The 19,359-nt window shown below is 43.9% G+C and carries 18 protein-coding genes and 1 tRNA gene; 10 read left to right on the forward strand and 9 right to left on the reverse strand.

Annotated features, from left to right (window positions below; genetic code table 11):
• The first annotated feature begins 121 nt into the window (after nucleotides 1-121).
• The 5 genes from HYN59_RS00530 to HYN59_RS00550 all read left to right on the forward strand — a co-directional run bounded on the left by HYN59_RS00530 (nucleotide 122) and on the right by HYN59_RS00550 (nucleotide 4,646).
• Nucleotides 122-661 (forward strand): AAA family ATPase, encoded by a 540-nt coding sequence (locus tag HYN59_RS00530; protein ID WP_108776408.1) that lies wholly within the window; start codon nucleotides 122-124, stop codon nucleotides 659-661.
• Nucleotides 662-664: 3 nt separating this feature from the next.
• The gene (locus HYN59_RS00535) at nucleotides 665-2,557 is read left to right on the forward strand and encodes a RecQ family ATP-dependent DNA helicase (RefSeq protein WP_108776409.1); all 1,893 of its coding nucleotides are present in this window, start codon (nucleotides 665-667) and stop codon (nucleotides 2,555-2,557) included.
• Nucleotides 2,558-3,505: a methionyl-tRNA formyltransferase gene (fmt, locus tag HYN59_RS00540; protein ID WP_108776410.1), complete on the forward strand. Its 948-nt coding sequence runs from the start codon at nucleotides 2,558-2,560 to the stop codon at nucleotides 3,503-3,505.
• Between the two features lie 185 nt (nucleotides 3,506-3,690).
• Nucleotides 3,691-3,969, forward strand: a complete 279-nt coding sequence (locus HYN59_RS00545; protein WP_108776411.1) for an HU family DNA-binding protein — start codon at nucleotides 3,691-3,693, stop codon at nucleotides 3,967-3,969.
• A 116-nt stretch (nucleotides 3,970-4,085) separates the two neighbouring features.
• Entirely contained in the window at nucleotides 4,086-4,646 is a 561-nt protein-coding gene (locus HYN59_RS00550) for a YqgE/AlgH family protein (protein WP_108776412.1), read from the forward strand.
• On the opposite strand, the gene HYN59_RS00555 is transcribed toward HYN59_RS00550, so the two are convergent.
• Both HYN59_RS00555 and HYN59_RS00560 read right to left on the reverse strand, forming a co-directional pair.
• The gene (locus tag HYN59_RS00555; protein WP_108776413.1) at nucleotides 4,643-5,482 is read right to left on the reverse strand and encodes an aminotransferase class IV; all 840 of its coding nucleotides are present in this window, start codon (nucleotides 5,480-5,482) and stop codon (nucleotides 4,643-4,645) included. The two genes, HYN59_RS00550 and HYN59_RS00555, sit on opposite strands and share 4 nt — an antisense overlap.
• A gap of 53 nt (nucleotides 5,483-5,535) precedes the next feature.
• Nucleotides 5,536-5,928 carry an START-like domain-containing protein gene (locus tag HYN59_RS00560; RefSeq protein WP_108779598.1) on the reverse strand — a complete coding sequence of 131 codons (393 nt, stop codon included), beginning with the start codon at nucleotides 5,926-5,928 and terminating at the stop codon, nucleotides 5,536-5,538.
• A gap of 150 nt (nucleotides 5,929-6,078) precedes the next feature.
• Here HYN59_RS00560 and HYN59_RS00565 point away from each other — a divergent pair.
• Nucleotides 6,079-6,152, forward strand: a tRNA-Met gene (locus HYN59_RS00565).
• Between the two features lie 170 nt (nucleotides 6,153-6,322).
• Here HYN59_RS00565 and HYN59_RS00570 read toward each other — a convergent pair.
• The 5 genes from HYN59_RS00570 to HYN59_RS00590 all read right to left on the reverse strand — a co-directional run bounded on the left by HYN59_RS00570 (nucleotide 6,323) and on the right by HYN59_RS00590 (nucleotide 13,252).
• Entirely contained in the window at nucleotides 6,323-9,067 is a 2,745-nt protein-coding gene (locus HYN59_RS00570; protein WP_108776414.1) for a beta strand repeat-containing protein, read from the reverse strand.
• Nucleotides 9,068-9,102: 35 nt separating this feature from the next.
• Nucleotides 9,103-11,454, reverse strand: coding sequence for a hypothetical protein (locus HYN59_RS00575; protein WP_108776415.1), 2,352 nt, complete (start codon nucleotides 11,452-11,454; stop codon nucleotides 9,103-9,105).
• On the reverse strand, nucleotides 11,451-11,687 hold the full coding sequence (locus tag HYN59_RS00580; RefSeq protein ID WP_108776416.1) for a hypothetical protein: 237 nt from the start codon (nucleotides 11,685-11,687) through the stop codon (nucleotides 11,451-11,453). Before HYN59_RS00580 ends, HYN59_RS00575 begins: the two co-directional genes overlap by 4 nt.
• Nucleotides 11,688-11,826: 139 nt before the next feature.
• Nucleotides 11,827-12,576 (reverse strand): sigma-70 RNA polymerase sigma factor region 4 domain-containing protein, encoded by a 750-nt coding sequence (locus tag HYN59_RS00585; protein WP_108776417.1) that lies wholly within the window; start codon nucleotides 12,574-12,576, stop codon nucleotides 11,827-11,829.
• A gap of 472 nt (nucleotides 12,577-13,048) precedes the next feature.
• Nucleotides 13,049-13,252 carry a hypothetical protein gene (locus tag HYN59_RS00590; RefSeq protein ID WP_108776418.1) on the reverse strand — a complete coding sequence of 68 codons (204 nt, stop codon included), beginning with the start codon at nucleotides 13,250-13,252 and terminating at the stop codon, nucleotides 13,049-13,051.
• Nucleotides 13,253-13,418: 166 nt separating this feature from the next.
• On the opposite strand from HYN59_RS00590, the gene HYN59_RS00595 reads away from it, so the two are divergent.
• Nucleotides 13,419-15,230, forward strand: coding sequence for a tetratricopeptide repeat-containing sensor histidine kinase (locus HYN59_RS00595; RefSeq protein WP_108779599.1), 1,812 nt, complete (start codon nucleotides 13,419-13,421; stop codon nucleotides 15,228-15,230).
• Nucleotides 15,227-15,973, forward strand: a complete 747-nt coding sequence (locus tag HYN59_RS00600; RefSeq protein WP_108776419.1) for a LytR/AlgR family response regulator transcription factor — start codon at nucleotides 15,227-15,229, stop codon at nucleotides 15,971-15,973. The genes HYN59_RS00595 and HYN59_RS00600 overlap by 4 nt, the downstream gene beginning before the upstream one ends.
• Nucleotides 15,974-15,998: 25 nt before the next feature.
• Here HYN59_RS00600 and HYN59_RS00605 read toward each other — a convergent pair whose 3' ends face one another.
• Nucleotides 15,999-16,730 carry an ATP-grasp domain-containing protein gene (locus tag HYN59_RS00605; RefSeq protein ID WP_108776420.1) on the reverse strand — a complete coding sequence of 244 codons (732 nt, stop codon included), beginning with the start codon at nucleotides 16,728-16,730 and terminating at the stop codon, nucleotides 15,999-16,001.
• A gap of 103 nt (nucleotides 16,731-16,833) precedes the next feature.
• Nucleotides 16,834-17,301, reverse strand: a complete 468-nt coding sequence (locus HYN59_RS00610; protein ID WP_108776421.1) for a hypothetical protein — start codon at nucleotides 17,299-17,301, stop codon at nucleotides 16,834-16,836.
• 288 nt (nucleotides 17,302-17,589) lie between these two features.
• On the opposite strand from HYN59_RS00610, the gene HYN59_RS00615 reads away from it, so the two are divergent.
• Together HYN59_RS00615 and HYN59_RS00620 are read left to right on the forward strand one after the other, a co-directional pair.
• On the forward strand, nucleotides 17,590-18,111 hold the full coding sequence (locus HYN59_RS00615) for an RNA polymerase sigma factor (RefSeq protein ID WP_108776422.1): 522 nt from the start codon (nucleotides 17,590-17,592) through the stop codon (nucleotides 18,109-18,111).
• Nucleotides 18,112-18,157: 46 nt separating this feature from the next.
• Nucleotides 18,158-19,063, forward strand: a complete 906-nt coding sequence (locus HYN59_RS00620; protein ID WP_108776423.1) for a FecR family protein — start codon at nucleotides 18,158-18,160, stop codon at nucleotides 19,061-19,063.
• Nucleotides 19,064-19,359 lie beyond the last annotated feature (296 nt).

Genomic DNA, 19,359 nt, shown 5'->3' on the forward strand with positions numbered 1-19,359 from the left:
GGCCTTAGATAGGCAAACTATAAGCATTAAACAACTAATGATGTTAATTCCTGCAATTCATAGCGAAACATTTTTTATAATCGGTATTGTTTGAGTAAATTTGCCGCTTATTTAAAAAATAGTGGGCAAGGAAATTGTTGTGATCATAGGCGGGCCGGGCTCTGGCAAGACCACCCTGATAGAGAAGCTGACCGAAAAAGGATACACCTGTTATCCCGAGATCTCGCGCGAGGTGACCCTTGAAGCACGCAAGCAGGGCATCGAGCAGCTTTTTCTTGAAAAACCCCTACTGTTTAGCGAATTGCTGCTGGAAGGCCGCAAGAAACAATACCACAATGCCCTTACTGAAGAATCTGACATTGTATTTATAGACCGCGGGCTGCCCGATGTACTTGCTTATATGCACTATATAGGCGACTCCTACCCTGCTTTTTTTGACCATGCCTGCCGCGAGCACAAATATAGCCGCGTATTCTTTTTGCCTGCATGGGAAGAAATCTATACCGCAGACGATGCCCGCTATGAGAACTACGAACAGGCAAAACTGATATCGGGACATTTGGCAGAAACCTATAAAAATTACGGCTACGACCTGATTGAAGTGCCGAAAGACACCCCTGATAACAGAATTCTTTTTATCTTGGGGCAACTTTCAAAATAATTACTGGTGCAGGCACTCGAGATCCTGAAAAAATACTGGCAGCACGATACCTTCAGGGACCCGCAGGATAAAATCATCCAAACGGTTCTTGAGGGCAGGGATACTTTTGCGCTCATGCCTACGGGCGGTGGCAAGTCGGTGTGCTTCCAGGTGCCTGCCATGATGAAGGATGGCCTATGCCTTGTGATTTCCCCGCTCATCGCATTGATGAAAGACCAGGTGCAAAACCTGGCCAAACGCGGCATCAGGGCAATCGCGCTTACCGGCGGCATTGCTTCGGATGAGCTGAGCGACCTTCTGGATAACTGTAAATTCGGTAATTATAAATTCCTGTACCTTTCACCGGAACGCCTCGAATCGGACTGGGTTATCGAGCGCATAAAACAGCTGCCCATTAATCTTGTGGCGGTAGATGAGGCGCACTGCGTATCGCAATGGGGGCACGATTTCCGTCCTGCGTACCTCAAGATAATCAACCTGCGAAAACAGCTTCCCGACGTTCCTTTTCTTGCCCTTACAGCTTCGGCGACAAAAAGGGTTGAGGAAGATATTATTGTGCAATTAGGGCTGAAACGTCCAGTGGTTTTCAAAAAATCGTTTGTAAGGGAAAATATTGCCTACATGGTTTTTGAAACTGAAGACAAGCTGCACCGCATCCGCCAGATACTGACTAAAAACCCGGAGCCTTCCATAATATACGTGCGTAACCGCAAGGCCTGCCATGATGTTTCGCAGCAATTGCAGTCGCTGGGATTTAAAGCCACTTATTACCATGGCGGCCTGAAAGAAAAAGAGAAAGAGGCTAACATGGAACTTTGGATAAAGGAAAAAGCGCAGGTTATCGTAGCTACCAACGCCTTTGGGATGGGTATCGACAAGCCGAACGTGCGCACCGTTATCCATATACAGCTGCCGGAAAACCTTGAAAATTATTACCAGGAAGCAGGACGTGCGGGACGTGACGGAAAAAAGTCGTTTGCCGTATTGCTTGTCAGCCCCTCGGATATAAAATCGGCGCAAAGCCAGTTTATTGCAGTATTGCCCGACCGGAATTTCCTGAAGGAAACCTACCAAAGGCTGAACAGCTATTTGCAGATAGCCTATGGCGAAGGCATTGACGAAACCTTTGCCTTCAACTTTAATGATTTTTGCAAACGGTACGACCTTCCGGTTACCAAGGCCTACAATGCCTTGCAGTTTTTGGACAGGCAGGGGATACTCACATTGTCCAAGCATTTTTCGGAAAAAATAAGCCTGCAATTCCTAATGCCAAGTAAGGAAGTGATGCGCTACATCAGCATGAATCCTGCCGATGAGGAGTTGCTGCTGGCTATCCTGCGCAACTATCCGGGGATTTTTGATATGGAAACATCCATCAACAGCAGCCTCATTACCAAAAAGGCAAAAGCTACAGAAGATGAATTGCTGAAGATGCTGCAACGGCTTCAACAGAAAGAGATCGTTTCTTACAAAAGCTCGGGGAGCGACAGCAGCATTACCTTTAATGAGATACGCGAGGATGAGCTGACCATCAACCGTGTGGCAAAATTCCTTGAAAAACAGAACGGGATAAAGGTGGAGCAATTTGTATCGGTGATTGATTACATTACCAACACTACAACCTGCAAAAGCCGCCTGATCCTGGAGTATTTCGATGAAAAAGAAACCAAGGATTGCGGCATCTGCTCGTATTGCATTACAAAAGAACGAAAGCCCAAGAGCCCGGTGGATTCGGCGAATGCCATATTAGGGATACTGAAAGCGCAGCCGCTTGGGTCGCGCGATATAGAAAAGCAACTGGAGCTTACACCGGATGAAACCATATTTGCCCTGAAGCTGCTGCTGGACAGCAACCGCATAAAAATGAATACCAATAACCAATATATACTGAAGTAAATGGAACGCTTACGAATTGTTTTTATGGGAACCCCGGAATTTGCCGTAGGCATACTGGATACTATTTACCAGCACAACTATGATATTGCGGGCGTGATTACCGCTGCCGACAAACCTGCCGGACGTGGGCAGAAGGTAAAGTATTCGGCGGTGAAAGAATATGCACTTGAAAAAGGGCTTACGCTGCTGCAGCCAACCAATCTTAAAGACGAAAGTTTCCTTGCGGAACTGAAAGCCCTTGATGCCAACCTGAACGTTGTGGTCGCATTCAGGATGCTGCCGGAAGCGGTATGGAAGATGCCAAAATTCGGCACCTTTAACCTGCACGCTTCCCTCCTGCCGCAATACCGCGGTGCGGCACCTATAAACTGGGCCATAATCAACGGGGAGCGCCGCACCGGGGTAACAACATTTTTCATCGACGAAAAGATTGACACCGGCGCAATGATATTAAAAGAAGAACTGGAAATAGGCGCCGATGAAAATGCCGGCGAGCTCCATGACCGCCTGATGCATTTAGGAAAAGATACCGTCATTAAGACGCTGACCTTAATTGCAAGTGGAAAAGCCGAAACCACGATACAGCCAATGGATAGCGATGTAAAAACCGCTTACAAGCTCAATCGGGAGAACTGCAAAATAGACTGGACAAAACCGGGCGGGGAGATACACAACCTGGTTCGCGGACTGAGCCCCTACCCTGCCGCGTGGTGCACTTTTCTTGATAATGGAAAGGAATGGGACGTTAAGATATATGAAACAGCCTTTATAAAAGGCACCACCACTATGGAAACGGCAACTATCACGGTCTATAAAAAGGAAATTAACGTGGCTGTGAAAGATGGCCATATCCAAATTAAAAGCCTCCAGTTTCCGGGGAAGAAAAAAATGAATGCAAAAGAGTTTTTGAACGGCATGACATTTTCGGCAGAAGCAAGGGCTGAATAGCCAATAAACACTGATAGTTTAGCGATTTTTGATAAAACAAGCCCTCTTGTCAACATTTTGAGAAAAGTTATCAACAATTAAATTGAAATATACCCAAAATACTTGCGTGGTATGGATTTCCTACTAAATTTGTAGAACAGGAGTAAAAACAAATTAATTTTAACCAAACAATTAATAACATTATTATGAACAAATCAGAATTAATTGACGCAATGGCTGCCGATGCAGGAATCTCTAAAGGTGCAGCAAAAAAAGCACTTGAATCATTTGTATCTAATGTAAGCGGCGCTCTTAATAAAGGCGGAAGGGTTTCATTGGTAGGTTTCGGATCTTGGTCAGTATCAAACAGGGCTGCAAGGGAAGGAAGGAATCCTCAAACAGGTAAGTCGATAAGCATTGCTGCTAAAAATGTGGTTAAATTCAAACCGGGTGCAGAGCTTGACGGCCATGTAAACTCTAAATAATTACCATTACGTAAAAAGCATTAAAGCCTTCCAATCGGAAGGCTTTTTCTTTAATTTTTTGTGAATTTGTTTGCCAGTATGCTTTTTTTCGTTAAATTTATTTCAAATTGCAAAAGATGATTTCACACAAACCAAAAAAAGGACACCTGCTGATAGCAGAACCTTCGACCATTGGAGATCTATCTTTCAACAGGTCAGTACTTTTGCTAGCAGACCATAATTCGGAAGGCTCCATAGGCTTTATCCTGAACAAACCCCTGGGTTATACAATCCAGGATCTTATTCCTGAAATAAAGGGAAATTTCAAAATTTATAATGGCGGCCCTGTTGAGCAGGACAATCTTTATTTTATTCATAATATTCCCGAACTGATACCGGGCAGCATTGAAATTTCTAACGGCATTTACTGGGGTGGTGATTTTGAATCGACAAAAGAACTCATTAATAAAGGTATGATCAGGAAAAACAACATACGGTTTTTCCTTGGCTATACCGGATGGGACGCGCAGCAACTGGAAGACGAGCTGGAAGACAACTCGTGGATCGTTACCGAAAACAGTTATGCAAACAAGATCATAGGGAAATCGAGCACCTCCTTCTGGAAGGAAAAAATAATGGAACTGGGCGGCGACTATCTTATTTGGTCTAACGCACCGGAAAACCCATCGCTGAACTAACTCAGGCGCACTTTTGCGTTAAGCCTTTTCACCAGATCTGAAGCCACGGTACTGCCGAATTCTTTCTTGCGGTATTTTGTTACCGGCCTTATCCCCATTATTACATTTGTAATAAACAGCTCATCAGCCTTTTGCAGGTCAAATGGCGACACAGACGCTTCTGCAACCTCAAGCCCTTCTACTTTTTTTGCCAGTTCCAAAACCTGTTTACGCATGATTCCGTTAAGGCAGCCATCGCTTACCGGGGGGGTAACGAGTTTATTACCCGTGAGCATAAACAAATTGCCCTGAAGCGCCTCTGCAACGTTTTTCTCGTCATTAAGAAGCAGGCAGTTGTCCAGCCCGTTTTCGTGCGCGAAAATGCTTCCTGTTATCTGTACCATCTTGTTGGTGGTCTTCAGCGTAGAAAGCAACTGCTTCGAAACGTAATAATCCCGGAACAGGTCGACTTCATACGTCCCTTCAGCAAAAGAATAGACCGATTCCTGAAGCGGGGCGGCAGTTATAATAAACTCCACATTATTATCCACGGGGAGGTATGTTCCTCCCGGTTTCCTGAAAAAGGAAATGCGTGCACGGTGTGCGGGAGCGGCTTCTATCGAAGCGACAAGGCGTAGTACCTGCTCTTCCATATATTCCATAGTAAAAAGCATCGGTATTTCCATGCGTACGATGCGCAGCGAGGCCATAAGCCTGAAATAATGGTCTTCAAGGAAAAGTACTTTCCCATCGAGCACCCTGAGGGTCTCGAAAACAGCATCACCATAAAGAAAGCCCCTGTTTTCGTGTATGGATATATTGGAGTCGGCAACCAGAGCGCCGTTGTAGTTGATCATAAAAAAAGCCCTGAAAAATTCAGGGCAAATATACTTTATATTACATCGAATTCCTAAATGGAACCTAAAACATGCTTAAGATCGGACACCTGGTTCTCCCAAAGCTGCTTGGATTCGGCCACATCTTCTTCTTCGGCAAAATCGACCACCATCAGGGAAACGTCTTTTGTTATCTCATCTACCAGGATACGGAGCTCAAAATAGTACTCGCTGTCGTTATTTTCCTCATCTACCCACCGGAACTTTACTTTTTCACCTGTTTTTTTAGAAGACATCCTGGCTTTCTCTTCGGAATCGTCCCAGATGAATGTAAAGAATTCGCCCCTTGAATTCACATTGTCGGCAAACCACTCAGAAAGGCCCGAAGGCGTAGAGATATATTGGTATAGGAGCTGCGGGGAAGAGGTTATAGGAAACTCGAGCTCGTATTTTATTTTTTCGTCCATTTGTTTAGTAAATTTCGGGAAATATATAATATTTAACATTCATAAAAAAGCCTTTTCGGAAATAATTTTTTTTAGTAAAAATATATTTGGAACGATTAAATAAATTTCTATATTTGCACCCGCATTCAAGGGATGCACAACCGAATAAATGGCGAGGTAGCTCAGTCGGTTAGAGCGCAGGATTCATAACCCTGAGGTCACGGGTTCAACTCCCGTCTTCGCTACGAAAAAAGCAAAAACCTGTAAGTGATACACTTACAGGTTTTTTTTATTTATGCAAGCATTCTCTTGTTGAAATCTATAATCATAACAAAAAGGGGCTACCTCTTCAGATAGCCCCCTGCCCAACTAAATTAACTACACTAAACATTATAAATAGCGAGCCAATCAATCTTTATTTTGTATATACAATAACACATCCCGCATCAGCGGCACTATTGTTTGCTGCGGGATTAATGCCTGTTCCGCTGCCATCTTCGCGGTTGGCGGCAATCACTACAGAATTTCCGGCATTATCCAGAGACACGCTGTGCCCCAAGAAATCGGATATATTAATCCCTACCACAGTTGGCATTTTAAATTTAAAAGAAGTCTGCCATGACGAACCTACATAATTGAAGGAATATGCCGCACCAGCATCTGTCACAGATGCATTATCTGCACCATTTACACAGCCCAGACTACCATCTTCAAACTGTGCACCAACTAATACAGTATTCCCATCGCCGGAAATGGCTACAGAAAAACCGAAACTATCACCGGAGGTTGTGTTAGAAGCTTTCAACATTGCTATTGACGACCATGTGGAACCTGACCTGCTATAAACATACGCCGCGCCGGAGTTGGCGGCACTTGTATTTACACCGGAATTGACACCTGTTCCGTTACTATCCTGTCCGGATGCTCCTACTACCAGCCTGTTACCGGTATTATCAACGTCTACAGATATACCGAAGAGGTCTGATGCCGTTATACCCGTGGTTTTTATATAGGCTTGTTGCGACCATGCAGAGCCGGAGTTGGTAAACACATATACCGCGCCGGCGTTAGTAGCGGAATTGTTAACCAAAGGATTTATGCCTGTATTACTTCCGTCTTCGTATATTGCCCCTACAGCAAGGGTTGTTCCGTCAGAATTAAGGCTTACAGCATTGCCAAACCAGTCGCCCGCATCAGGAACATGCGCTTTCAGACAGGCATTGTAACTCCATGTACTGCCACTTCTCTTATAAACATATACTGCTCCCGAGGCCGACTTCGTTTCTGTCTCAACGGGGTTTATACCGGCATTGCCGCCATCTTCATAAGTAGCGCCAACAGCTACCGTATTTCCATCACCGCTTATTGAAACTGATGCACCAAACTGGTCTGCAGCTTTGGTAACAGCGTTCGCCTTAAGATAAGCCTGTTGTGTCCAAGTTGTTCCCGACCTTACAAATACGTAAGCCGCACCCGAATTTGCAGCCGAATTGTTATGAGCAGGATTTATGCCGGAACCACTGCCATCTTCCAGCATACTTCCAACAACAACTGTGTTTCCGTCAGCGCTTATGTCTACGGCATTACCAAAAACATCGCTGGCTTCAAGCTGTGTTGGTTTTAGCTTGGCCTGGAATGCCCAGGTGGCGGAGGCAGAAGCCCTTGTATAAATATATACCGCGCCGGCGTTTGCGAGGTTGTTGTTGTTTGTGGCATTGATATTTCCTCCTGCAAGGCTGCCGTCCTCATACGGAGCTCCAACTACGAGGGTAAGTCCGTCTTTAGATATTTTCGTACCCTGGGCATAGTACTGGTTTGCATAGTCGTTATAACCTCCAAAATAATCGGAGGCGCCGGCATTATTGGCTTTTATATAAGTAGCAGAATTGCTCAGGGCTGCGCACGTTACGGTATTGAATGCCGGTACTGATGCCGGAGTAGCTATAGTAACGTTAAAAGTACAGTTAGTGAATGCTGTGGCGCTGCTGCTTACAGAAACCGTATAGGCAGAAGTGGTCACATCGGTAGGTGTACCGTTTGCCGTTAACGTAACGTTTAATGCGCCCGCCGCGCTGGCAGTGGCCGAGCCGGAAAAATAAATGCCGCTAACAGTATTTGTCCTCAGGTAAAAAGTTCCCGGGGTAGTAACAGTAAGCGTTACCACTTTGGTGTTTGTACTGCCCATAACGGTACCCAGCTGGTACACCCCGTTGAGTGTCCCGCCACAGTTCACAGCAGATGCGCGGCCGGTGCCGCTCTGCACGGGTACTATAAAGGAGCAGGCAAATCCGTTTACGGAATAGCTGAGCGTAGTATTTTGAGGAATCAGAGGTGTTCCTGTAATTACATAATCTATTGGCTGTCCTGACGATGTAAAGGTGCCATTGGCAGGCGATGATATCTTTATTCCATTATTAGCAGCCGATGTAATACCATATACGCTGCCACCGGTATAAGCAGGTCCTGCTGTATAGGACTTGTATACCGTACCCGCGTCTATGGCTGTATTTGCATAAATATTCCCGGTTAACGCGCCTTCTGTACCACATGCCGAAACCACGGCTACACCATTCTGCACACTGATTACAGTAGAACATAGTGTTGACCCGAAATTAAAAGTTGCAAAGTTCGCACCCGATATTAAGGGAAACCCTGATCCCGCAAGCTTAATGCTTTGTGTTCCGGTGCTGGTGAACGTTCCTGAGTCGGCAAAATACATACCGGCGGAATTAACCATAATTTCGTAGGTACCAACCTCAGTTACATCCACATTAACAGTAATATAATTGGCATCAGGGTCAAGCTCTACGCCTGTATAATAAGTACCTGACACGATGAGAGACGAACAATCGGTCACATACTCGGCGCTTCCGTCTGCAGAATCGCCACATATAGATTTCCATTTCGTCTGCGAGGTATTATAAATATTAATGCAGTTTTCGGTAGTATTATAAATAAGCATACTATTAGTCGGTGTGGCAATAGCATCGCGCTGCGCGGATGTCATGCGGGGAAGTAGCATACCTTTTGCAGTACTCTCCATTTCGAATACTGCGTTATCATCTACATCGGTAACGTTATCTCCCACTTTTACCTGCGCTGAGGCCGTATAGGCCGTCAGGGCAAAAACGGATAATAAAAGAAGTTTTATTTTATTCATGGTGAATGTTTTACGGTTAATTGTTTGGATTGGAATTATTTTATATTGATAAGTTTAGCCCCTGCAACAGAGCCATTGGAGAGTGTTATTTTGGCCATGTACACTGCTTCTTCATGGTTGAAAGCCTTTGTAAGCTCTGTCCCTTCGAGGTGGTGGTACAGCTCTATCAGTCTTCCGGCAAGGTCATATACAGCTACGCTTTGAAGATCAGTATTGGCTTTCACGCTCAGCTGACCGTTCTTTATATAAGCCATGGCAGCGGTACGGCTCAGATCATCATTCCCAAGCGGTTGTTGGTATACCACAAAAAACCTGTCGTTTACGGCAGCATCTGTCACAGAGAATGTGTAAGGCTGAACAGAAAGGTCATGATAAATGCCATACGCGCTGTCATACAGGTAAACTATGATATTGCCTTCATTAAATATCCCCTCCTTCTGGCTTATCGAAATAGTGAATTCTCCCCCGTCTTCGGTTCCTTTAGATACACCAAGAGGCACTACATCGGTAATCTCAAAAGCAGGGCGCGTATTGATAGATAGCTTTTGTGTATCAATAAAGCTGTACAATTGCGATGTGCTTACACTATTACGGCCGGCATCATAAAGCCTGTCATAACCCATCGTAGCTTCCTCAAAATAGCCTATCTGTATCTGGCTGAACACGCCGTTAGCCGCGGTCATGGTAAGTTTGAACCTGTCCCGATCCTGTGCATCTTCAGCGCTCATCCTGAAAAAATTATCATTACCGTTAGTAATACGCATACAGTTGGTATAGGTTACTGTTCCGTTCCCCAGCGCTTTTACCCTAAATCCCTGCGCAGAGGCTATTTTTCCTGTAGGCAGTTGCGAAGACGGAGAGGTAACTACTGTGCCCGCAAGGTTCCACACTGCATAATCTGCCTGTGCATAATTTGCCGAGCCATTGTTGGATGAGGCAGCTGTCCAAAAATAAAGCGTACCGTCCAATGATGTATTGGCGCGAAGAAATTTAGCAGCATCAATAGCGCTTGGGTATGGGTTGGCAAGCAATTCGTAGCTGGTACCCCCGTTTGGCGAAGCAGGGTTGTTGGCAACAGTAACAGTTACATCGCCATTATTCGCCACACCTGTTATCGGAAGGTTAATTTCAGCCTGTGCAACAGCGTCTGTAAAAGGTGCCTGCTGCTTTACGCGGGTAATGAAGCCTTTACCATTTGTTATAGCGGTAAGTGCCTGCCATCCGCCGCCTGCGCCCGTAACATACTTATATTTCTGGTCGAAAGCCCCCGCTGTCGACTGTCCCTGGGCTATAGCATTTGCTAACTGGCTATAAAAATCTTCAGCTATTGGCGTGCCCCAGTACACATAATCGAAACGGCGCTTTGGCCTTGTGGTTTTTGTCAGGGTTATTTTTGGCGCCGTAGCGGTAGTGCTGCGCTGCACGACTGAAGCTTCTCCCGCCATAATAACCTGGCCTGTGCCTGTACATCCGTGTACAATTTCCAGGTACTCCCCGTCTAAAAGCGTAATATTGGCATTCAGTTCAAGTGAATTACAGCTAAGGTTTCCGCTATAAGGCCCATTGATAACTACTGGATCCTGAAGTGTAGGGGCCGAAGGCGACCACGAAGAACCGTCCCATGTTTTAGCAAAACCTATAGAAGCCACAAGCGGCGCGCAGCCATCTTCTATGGCACCGAAGGTAAAATAACGGTACACAGTAAGGTCTACATTGCCGGCCATTGCAGAACCTATAGAGAAAGTACTTACGTTCCCCAAAACAGACATATAATCGGCAAATGAAGACAAAACTTCCCATTTTGAAGTGGTACTGTTAAATCCGGCCACAACAAGATTGTTGAGTTCATTATCGGTAAGGGCAGCTATTGCACTGGCCGTACGCCATGTAAGGGTTACCGAGGCACCGGTGGAGAGGCCTTTCACATCCCAGAATTCGGATGATGACAGTGCTACCAGCTCATCGCTTCGGGATGTACCGATGGTTGCGGGATCAGCATGGTAATAGGCTGCATCTGTAGTCCCTGCGCTTCCGGCTGTAACCTGTACCGGGGCATACATGCCTGCGTCCCCTACCGGAAAGAGGAAATCATCGCTACCATTATATGCGGCATATCCGTCGGTGTAATGGTTATTTGATGCACCGGTAACAAACGCACCTGAAGCAAATAAAAGCTTACCATATGAGCTATTGCTTTTAAATGTAGCCGTTGTTGCGGGATTTGCCCCAAAGTTATAAGCTCCCGATGCAACATACAGCGATGCGTTCTGTGCTATATACAGGTGCCCGTTGTTCTGTACCTGTGCATAATTCGCAGCATTAGCCAGTACTAAAAAGAATACCGAACCTATCCTGCAAATGTCTTTTTTTAAAGTAAGTCTCTTCATGAAATAGTATCTGGTTTAGCTAATGTTCCCTGAAAGAGGCCTCCCCTTTTTAAAAAGTAGTAAGCCAGTAATAATCCGAGTATAACTAAGTACACCTGGTAACCGTCAATAGGAGCAGGAGGTTCGTCGCCTGGGGGCGGCGGGTCCGGGCCCTCATCATCAAATTGGGCATAAGCCAGCCCGGAGAAAGAAATAAGCACCCAGGCAAAAAAGGATTTGATTTTTAAATTCATATTAGTAATTATTAAAGTTTAATGGTAAGGCAATATTCTCCCCGGCGGAATAGCAATTGCTATCTGCCCGGTCATTTTATTTGATTCTGCACTGGCGGTTAACGCGAATTATCGTTGTCGAATCCGGTATGTAAGTGTGTCAGATGAAGGAGTTATAATAATATTCGCCTGCTTCCTTTGCATCTTTAAAGGTCAGCTCAAAAAAATCAGATATTTTCTCCATCAGCCTCCTGTTTATTTTGTAAACAGAGTCAACTACAACACCGAGCTGCCCTGCGATTTCTGATGCCGAAAGGCCTTTATGAGATGCCGAAAGGACAAACTGCTGCTTTTTGGTTAGTTTTATATCAGGGGGATTGATGTACTTTTTTAAATTGCTGGTAAGTACAGGATTATGAATGCCGTTTTCAATTATTGAAAAGGTTATATTGGAATTTATATATTGTTTGACTGGTATGACTATCAGTACAAATTCTGAAAGCTCCCTGTTCCTGAAAACAGGAATTACAGTGATTTTGCAAAGCCAGAATTTATTATCTGAAAACAGTATCGGGACCACGACCGACAAATAAATTCCCTCTGTCAAAATAATGCCGGTTGTCAGCATGGAATGAAAGCCCTTAGCGGCATCTGTAAATTGCGAACGGAAACAAGCCTTTATTTTTTTAAGGAATTGTGAAGGCGTGTAGCAGCATAAAATTGAAAAGCTTCTCGGATTACCTATGAACTTAAAACTGCTGTTTGCAATATTATAAGTCCAGCAGAAATATTCAGGAATGTACTTATTCTCATATTTATTAAATAAATAATTATCAGATAATATTTCGCTTACTTTATCAAATTCTACACGCTGTAAAACTTTTGATTTATTGGTTAATATTGCTCTCATTAGTTGGTGGATGTGTTTGTTTCATTGGTAAATATCTGACAAATTCCAACAAACAGACATCCTAGGTTAGGACATAATTTATATTTTTTTAATAATTATATTCCTGTTAAAAAAATATTTAAAATTTAACAATTGAAAATTAATTTAATTAATAATATAAATATTACGTAGAATAATTATCGTCAATAATATCAAAACTGGTAATATGGAATCACCGCGCCGACAGACATCTTTTTATGTCGATGTTTTATGGATTGACAGCGTATGTTATGGGTTCGGGTAAGGAAGGCCATAATGGCAAAAGACGATACAGAAAACCTTTCAGATAGTAAAAAAATCGACTGCCGGATAGCCGCCCTGTTAATATCCAAAAGGTGATGTAGCGCCGGAATAAAAGTGACGGCAGTAAAATGAATGCATAAAAAAAACCGCCAGACTTGCGTAAGGCGGTTTTAAAATATCTTCGGAAAGATTATTTTTTCATTGTATCTTTCTCTACAGTTGTAGTAGTTTCAACTTTAACTGAATCAGGAGTTTCAGTAGCAGCTTCAGTTTCAGTTTGAGGCTCAGCTACAGTTTCAGTTTCAACTTCTTTAGACTCTTCTTTTTTTCCACAGCTTGTTAGGCTAAGAGTAGCAGCAAATAGAACTGCGCTCAATACGATCACTTTTTTCATAATGTTATTATTTTAGATTTGTAATTAGATACTTAATTATCTGATACAAATGTATATCGTTTATACGTCCCTTTTTTACAGAACGGGTGAAACGCGCTTTTCACTTGGTAAAGCAATTGGAAAACCATGTAAAAATGATTTACTTTACAGTATCAATACTAATAAAATGCGTTTTCCCGCTTCCTTACTACTGTTTTTTGGTGTGCTGCTCTTCCCGGTTGTGGTGCACTCACAGGCTGCCCAGCCCCAAAAACAAGGGACAGCCCCCCCTATAAAAAATGCTGTGTCCAATCTTGAAAAGTCGCTCATTGAAAACGACGATTCAAAGATTGCCCATAACTACGAGCTATTGGCCCAGGAGCTTGTAGATAAAGACGACCCCGCCAAGGCTGAGGAATACCTGCTTAAAGCGCTGGAAATATATACGAATGCAAAAGATGTGACGGGAAGGCCCCGGGTGATACGCAATATTGCCATACTGCAGGAATCCCAAAATAAACTGCGTGCCGCTACACAGAATTTTAAAACAGCAAAAGAAGAATCTGTTGATAAGATCTCTGAAAAACTGAATTCCAATGATTATAACCGCCTGAAAAAACGCGGCAATACGGAGGCTGAAAACAAATACCTGGACGAAAACATCGTCCTTCTTAAAAAACAGGGTAAAAAAAGGGAAGTTGCCAATGCTTACATCCAGCAGGCCCAACTGGACCTTAAGAGCACCGATAGCATAAATGCCCTTGAGAAATACCAACTGGCGCTCCCTTATGCTACAGGTATCCCCGCTAAGGCGATTAAAGTATATGGAGAGATCGCGAAACTACACATTGCTTCAAAACGTTTTGATGAAGCCGTTCCTGTCATAAACCAGCTATTGGCCATAGCCCGAAAGATAAAAGACACCGATACCGAAATTATACAGCTTCGTTACCTTGCCAACGTATATTTTGAAATGGGCGATACCGAAAATGCAGTAACCTCATTAAAAGAATCGTATAAAATAGCGGTTTCGGACGGGAAGACCTTTGAGGCAAAGGAAAGCCTTGCCCAGCTTGCCAATTATTACAAGTCGGCAGGAGAAAATGAAGCCGCCACAGCACTGTATGAAGAGTTCCTGAACAACCTCGACCGCATCATACTGTCTGACAGTTCCCTCACCGATGCCAAAACATTCAGGGTAACCGAAGAAAGGATACGCGGTCTCGAAACGGAAAAGATTTTTAAAGATGAGCTCATTACCCGAAAAAACACTTTTAATTATTTCCTGCTTGGGTCGATGGTATTGCTGCTGCTGCTGTTTGGGCTTATCGTGAAAACCCTGTATTCTATCAAAACAAAGAACAAAGAGATCGCCCTGCAGTCATTACGGCGCGAAATGAACCCGCACTTTTTGTTCAACAGCCTCAACAGCGTCAACCAGTTCATCGCCCAGAACAATGAGCTCCAGGCTAATAAATACCTTACCTCCTATTCCACCCTGATGCGGAATACCATGGAAAATTCCAACAAGGATTTTGTAACTTTGGGCAACGAGATAGAGAACCTCACGCAGTACCTCGAACTGGAGCACCTTCGCTTTAAAGATAAATTCGATTTCCGGATAACCGTGGATGAAAAGCTGGATCCTGAATCGCTGTGGGTGCCCAACATGATCGTACAGCCGCACCTGGAAAACGCCATCTGGCACGGGTTGCGCTATAAGGAAACTAAAGGGCTGCTTAAGCTCAGCTTCCTGCTCGAAGGAAAAAACATGGTGATCCTGGTGGATGATGACGGTATAGGGCCAACCAAAAGCCAGGAACTGAAAACGCATAACCAAAAAGCGCATACCTCCCGGGGGCTGACCAATACAACCGAGCGCATGACACTGATAAATGAATTGTATAAAACAAAAATAGCCTTTTCGATGACTGAGAAAGAGGCTCCCGAAACCGGTACGGTTGTCCGTATCACATTCCCAATAATAAACAGGCTATGAGTTTTTCCAAAATAAGAAGTGTAATTGTAGAAGATGAATCCGGCGCACGCGAAGTGCTGCGCAGTTACCTCACCAAATACTGCCCACAGGTAGAGATTGTTGGCGAAGCGCAGAACAGCCGCGAAGCAGTGCCGCTCCTGCATGAGCTTGAACCGCAACTGGTATTCCTTGATGTGGAAATGCCTTTCGGTAATGCTTTTGACGTACTTGAAGCGTGCAGCGACCTTACGTTCGAAACGATATTTGTAACTGCTTTTTCCGAATATTCGCTAAAAGCACTGAACAGGAGCGCCGCCTATTACCTGCTGAAGCCCATCAGTATCGAGGAACTTATAGTTGCCGTGAACAAGGTACAGCAGGAGGTAATGAATAAAGAGATGTTCAACCGGAATAAGGTGATCGTGGAGAACTTCAGGGAGCCCAAGCCCGAAAAGCAGCAGGTTATACTCCCCACCATGGACGGCTTTGAGATCGTAAAAATGGAAGAGATCGTACGCCTGAAGGGAAACGGCAACTTTACCGACCTCTACCTCACCAACGGCACCAAAAAAATGGCCTGCCGCTTCCTGAAGCACTTCTCAGATATGCTGCCACTACCCTTTTTAAGGGTACATAAATCGCATATGGTCAACCTTAATTTCGTAAAACGCTACAACAAGGGTGGTTATATCACATTGGAAGACGGCGCGGAAGTAGAGATATCACCTACGTATAAGGAGGACTTTTTGAAGAATTTTAAGTGATGATTAATAGATGGGACTTAGCCCATTAAAAATTACATAGATCAACTTGCTGCGTTATTTCTGCCCATCGTGCAGAAATCAGCTTGGCATAGTCGATATAAAACAGGCCATAGCTGCCTATGGAATACCCTTCATTAACTTCAACAACAAGAAACCTACCGTCTGCTGTGCGTCCAAAATCTATCGCGTAGCCAGCCGGGGCATTCTCATAATCCCGAACAGCATCCTCAATGACTATAGGATCATAGTGATGATGCCAATCGCCTTTATAATGCTTTACACCCAGTATTTTCCCATAACGCACAAATACCCTCCATTCGCTGACAAATTCTACAGGCTCAGACACCCAGACATTTATATCCGTACCCTGTTCCCCGCAGCCGATAAGGTCGTAAGTGTTTTTCACATACCTCCCGGTAAACTTTTTCAAGCGTCCTTTCGGTTTCACGAAAACATTCCATAACTGAGGGTCATTTGCTATAGTATTAATGGTGGACTCACTTATTTTCCTTCCGTAATATTTTGACAGTGATTTTGGATAGTCGTTGTGCTCAGGGACTTCAAAGCCCATTTTCTTTATTGCAGATTGTATGAATTCTATACTTCCCAGAAAAACATTACTTTCTAATATTTGCAGGGCATCTAAACTTTCAACTTGAATAACATCAAATCCCATGGAATAAAAGGCTTCATTACCCGCAAAGAAGCTAATATTGCTAAAATCGCCACGCACCAATTTTTCTGTATATAGTATCATCCTTAAAAATATATATGCGAATGTATGGATTTAATTTTGCGGTATGGCATAAAAAAAAGCCACGAGCATAACCCGTAGCTTCATTACTATAAGCCAAAACTTTTTAATTCTTCTCAAATACCAGATAATCCGTACCGCCGTTGCCACCGCTTACATCCCTGAGCTTTATCCTTATGCCGCTGCGTTCCATAATATCCCAGTCGTCTGTCAGGTCGGTAAACATATCAGGGCTTGAAAAAACGATATTAAAATCGATATCGCTGTCGCTGCTGTTGTCGTCATCGCTGCTGTCATCGTTGGTTACAGTCCACAGCCCGTTGAAGGTACTGGTGCCGTTTGTAGCTGTAATTACGTTATTTTCGTCAAAGGTAAAGTTGAAGTTTGTAAAATGGTTCGTTTCATCATTACCGTCATCAATAAAGCTGGTAATCCTCCAGGTCCCCGACTTCATATTATTAATTACCGCTGTAGGGCTGGCATTCACCGAGGCTGCCGCACTATCATCGTCAGAGCATGAAACCGCAATGCCCGAAAATATAATCCCCGCTAAAAGCAAATTCAGTTTTTTCATAATGATTTTATTAAGTGTTAATTGTTTGAGTCCAAAATACTAAGTTACATCCGTTGCGTGAGGACATGAAATTATTTATATTTTCCTTAGCAACTGCGGCAAATATAGAAGCATCCTCATCATTAAAGTCGGCAATTGAGCAGCTAAGGCTTTTGGCTTACTATATGCGGGCAGGCGTTTAGTATCTGCAACAGAGGGCATCCTTAAAATTCTGCAAAGATTTTTTAGGGTAATTGGCTTCCCGCTTGTTTAGATTTTTGTAATTTAACAGCCATTTTACCAACCTAAATGATGCAGGATCGTATGACAGGCATTTGCGAAGAGCTTACTTTTTCCAATTTCTTCAAAAGCCATGCAAAAACATTGCGCAACTACCTTTTCTATAAATTCGGGAATGAAGAACAGGCAGAAGACGTAACCCAGGAGGCTTTTATAAAGCTATGGGAAAATTGTGCCACCGTGCCGCCCGAAAAGGCAAAGTCGTTTCTTTACACCGTGGCCAACAACACCTCGCTAAACCATGTGGCACACCAAAAAGTGGTGCTCGATTTCAATAAAAAAAGCACCGCTCCGGTTACCGACAGCCAAAGCCCCGAATTCCTTATGGAAGAAGAGCAGTTTAAGGTAAAATTGCAAAAAGCCATCGCAGGGCTCTCAGAAGCGCAGCGTAGCGCTTTCCTGCTGCATCGCATCGACGGTAAGAAATACCATGAAATAGCTGAAATACTGGAAATAAGCGTTAAAGCCGTGGAAAAAAGGATTCATGGCGCCCTGCAGCAATTACGTAAAGATATTGACAATATCAGGTAGGGGATTTTGATGATTAACTGTTATATTAGTAATAAACAGGGATACAATGAAAGATGATGTTACATTAGCCAGGTGGCTGAACGATGAGATGGATGAAATGGAATTGAAAGATTTCATGGCATCGCCTGAGTTTGCGACCTACGAAAAGATACGCAAATATTCGGCGGAGCTTACTGCCCCTGAGGCGGATATGGACGCTTTATACGAATCTGTAAGCCGTAATAAAAACAGGCAGGGGGCGCCAAAAGTACGCCAGCTGAACCCGTGGTTCCCAAGAGTAGCCGCAATACTGGTTATCGTGTTTGGAGCGGCGTTCTTCTTTTACACTTCTAAAACCACTACCCAGATAGCCGATCTCGGCAAAAGGACTGAGTTCTTATTGCCTGACAATTCTGAAGTAGTGCTTAACTCAGGTTCAGAAGCAGAATACAAGACATGGAACTGGGATGGCAACCGCAAGATAGAACTTAATGGCGAAGCATATTTTAAAGTAGCCAAAGGCGAAAAATTCGATGTGGTTACCGATATGGGGACTGTTACCGTTGTGGGCACACAATTCAATGTAAAAGCCAGGGGCAGCCGTTTTGATGTAACCTGTTTCGAAGGCAGGGTAAAAGTAGCCAGCGGTAAGGAATCGATACTGCTTACACCGGGGAAAAGCGTGGCGTTCGTGAAAGGTAAAATGATGGCTGTACCGGCAGAGGAAAATGCTCCGGGATGGATCAGCTATGAGACTTCGTTCGCCAATGAGCAGCCGCAAAACATAATTGATGAAATAGGCCGCCAGTACAATGTGAAAATTGAGCTTAAAGCCGCACTTCCTAACGACGGCAAAGGCTTTACGGGAACGATCCCTATGAATGACCTTGATACTGCGCTTGATATAATTAAGACCATATATCATTTAAAGTCTGAAAAGGCAGGCAACAAAATCATATTAACGTCTGAATGAGGTTAAACATCCGGCATTTTTTGCTGTTTAGCTGCTTTTTTTTTTCGCCGCCAATTCTTTTGGGCAGGACGAAAAGAAAAGTATTGAACTCAAAAAAATACTGGATGCTATTGCCCTTCAGCACAATGTAAAATTCAGTTATGACGAAAAGGATGTATTTGGGCACAGCATATTTCCGCCCTCTCCCACCCTTCCGCTCAAGGCCAAGCTGATTTACATTTCCAACCGTACCAACCTTCTTTATAAAGAGACCGGCGATTATATCATTATCTATACCGGCGCCAGAGCCGACTCCA

The sequence above is a fragment of the Flavobacterium album genome, from assembly GCF_003096035.1.
GTDB classification, from domain to species: domain Bacteria; phylum Bacteroidota; class Bacteroidia; order Flavobacteriales; family Flavobacteriaceae; genus Flavobacterium; species Flavobacterium album.